Source organism: Sulfolobus sp. B1 (genome assembly GCF_007050195.1).
Lineage (GTDB): Archaea > Thermoproteota > Thermoprotei_A > Sulfolobales > Sulfolobaceae > Saccharolobus.
Genome location: NZ_QIMI01000181.1, coordinates 1 through 2,347, shown reverse-complemented (window position 1 = coordinate 2,347; position 2,347 = coordinate 1). Strand labels below are relative to the sequence as shown.

General features: G+C 34.5%; 2 protein-coding genes. Both read right to left on the bottom strand.

The genetic code is table 11. From position 1 onward, the window contains the following. Positions 1-37: 37 nt before the first annotated feature. Positions 38-1,498: a sugar porter family MFS transporter gene (locus tag DMP16_RS09145; protein WP_069282961.1), complete on the bottom strand. Its 1,461-nt coding sequence runs from the start codon at positions 1,496-1,498 to the stop codon at positions 38-40. 210 nt (positions 1,499-1,708) lie between these two features. Further along, the coding region (locus tag DMP16_RS09140; RefSeq protein ID WP_143577135.1) for a sugar phosphate isomerase/epimerase family protein at positions 1,709-2,347 on the bottom strand (639 nt) is incomplete at its 5' end.

Below are 2,347 nucleotides of genomic sequence, written 5' to 3'. Positions count from 1 at the left end.
GTTAATATGAGAAATTTAAAAAAATGAATTAGATCCTTCACTTAACTTCCTCTTTTCTTTCCATCTTAATTACTGATTCTCTACCTTTTCTCATTTGTGATAATGAAGTTTCTGAGAACATCTTAACAATTTGCTCCAGAGACAATCCCTTAGTTTCAGGCAATATGAAGTACATCAATATCAAGGCTATTGCGTCGAATGCTGCAAACACAAACATAGATCCTGCAAGACCTATTGTTGATAACATCACTGGGAAGACCTCTATTATAGCGAAGTTTGATAACCAATCAATTAAAGCTATTATAGCTGCCATTCTACCTCTTAATGCAGTTTTAAAGTACTCTGCCTGAATTAGCCATCCGGTTCCTCCTACGCCATAGGCGAAGAATATTATGAAGCCAGCGAAAGCTATGAGTGCCCCTATTAATATCCCTTTCATTACGAGAAAACCACCTAAAAGATCAAATACTAACATACCAGCATAAGCAGATAATCCTAAGTTTCTCCTACCGATTCTGTCAATATATCTAAACGCTATGAATGTTGCAGCAACGTTTATAACAGCGAGTACTGAGGCAGCTAAAACTGAGTATATTTCACTATAAACTGGGTTTGAGGAACTACCAAATATATGTAGATTTAATATTATTGTAGGTCCATAGTAGAAAGGTACGTTAATTCCCGTTATTTGTTGAAAAACAATCCATAAGCCCACTACAATCAATGCCCTTTTTGTTGGTGTATCAAACTTTGCTAAAGCCTCACTCCTAACTTCTTGAATAGCCTTCTGTATTAGTGTATCATCGACCTCAACCCCAAATCTTTTTAGGTCATTCTTTAACCTATCAATCTTCCCGCTTAATAATAACCATCTAGGAGATTCAGGCATTAAGAATCTGAAAACCAAGCCTATTATTGCCGGGATTGCAGCTACTCCTAATATTAACCTCCAATCTATGGTGAAAGCTAAGGAAGGTGCAATCAATAGTATTGCTGAACCTACAATATAAGAGCCTAAAATACCTATAGTTATCATCCATTGTTGCATTATGCCTAGAGCTCCTCTCCTATCTTTCGGAGCATATTCTGTGATATACGCTGTGGCTACAGCTGAATCAGCACCAATTGCAATACCAATAATTGTCCTCATTATTAGGAGCATTAAACCATTTATCGTTAACGCAGAAAGTATTGCAGCTCCTGCATAAATTCCTGCATCAGCTATAAGCAGAGATTTTCTTCCATACCTGTCTGTATAAAAGTAAGCTATGATGGCTCCTATCGCTGCTCCCAGTGAAGCACTAGCTATTTCATATCCTAAAACTAAACCAGTAAAGTGGTAGGGAACGAACACTGAGGCAATACCTATAACTTCGGTATCGTAACCAAACAAGAATCCACCTATTGCAGCCAGTATGGTAATTATCCAATAGAACCTTGTGACCTTCTTAGTATCTATATGGTCTAAAATCTGTTGTAATGCAGACTGTGAAGACATGGAAAGTCACATTATAATATCTATCACATTCTTTATAAACTCTATTTTATAATTTATTCACATAATAGTACGTTTAGTATCATTTTATGTTTATACTCTTTATAATGAAGTATTAACAGACAAAGTAAAATTTTATTTACGACAGAAAATTATAAGTTAAGATAAATTATGAAAAAACTATAATAGATTAGAATATTTAAAAATCACAAACTAAAAGGAATCTTCTATCTCATTTAATATCTTCTTCATACCTAGGAAGGATTCCCTAGTACTCTCTTCAGGATCATTCTTATCATTTCTATAGTGAGTTTCTAAAGATATAACTATAGGTTTATTCTTCACAGCACTTAATTGATTTCTATAGTTAATACTTCCTTTGCCAATAGGCATCCATTTAAAACCACCATTTATTACCTTTACGTCTTTAACGTGCATGTGAGTTACGTGATCTTTTATTAGTCCATAACCATTAGGAAAAGGTGTTTCCCTAGCTACGAAAGCATTACCGGGGTCCCATAATACTTTAACCCATCTTGTATCTACCTTATCCAATAAGGTCTTTAAATCTCTTCCATTACCGACTAGGCAACTATACTCATTTTCAATTACAATAATGATTCCCTCAGTTTTAGCGATATCAATTGCCTCACTAAGCCTCTCAATTAGCTTGTCTAAATAATGGTCTAATTCCCCTTCATACCAGAAAGTAAATATCCTAGTGTAAGTTAAGTCAAGTCTCTTACTTAACTCTATTACCTTCTTAAATACGTTTAAGTGTTCCCTATACTCTTTCTCGTCATCAATATAAGTCTTAAATGTGAACGAATCCAAATTGGATATTTGTAAATT

Excerpts from the sequence above, each read along its gene's own strand:
- DMP16_RS09145 (WP_069282961.1), bottom strand. The coding sequence starts at position 1,498 with ATGTCTTCACAGTCTGCATTACAACAGATTTTAGACCATATAGATACT.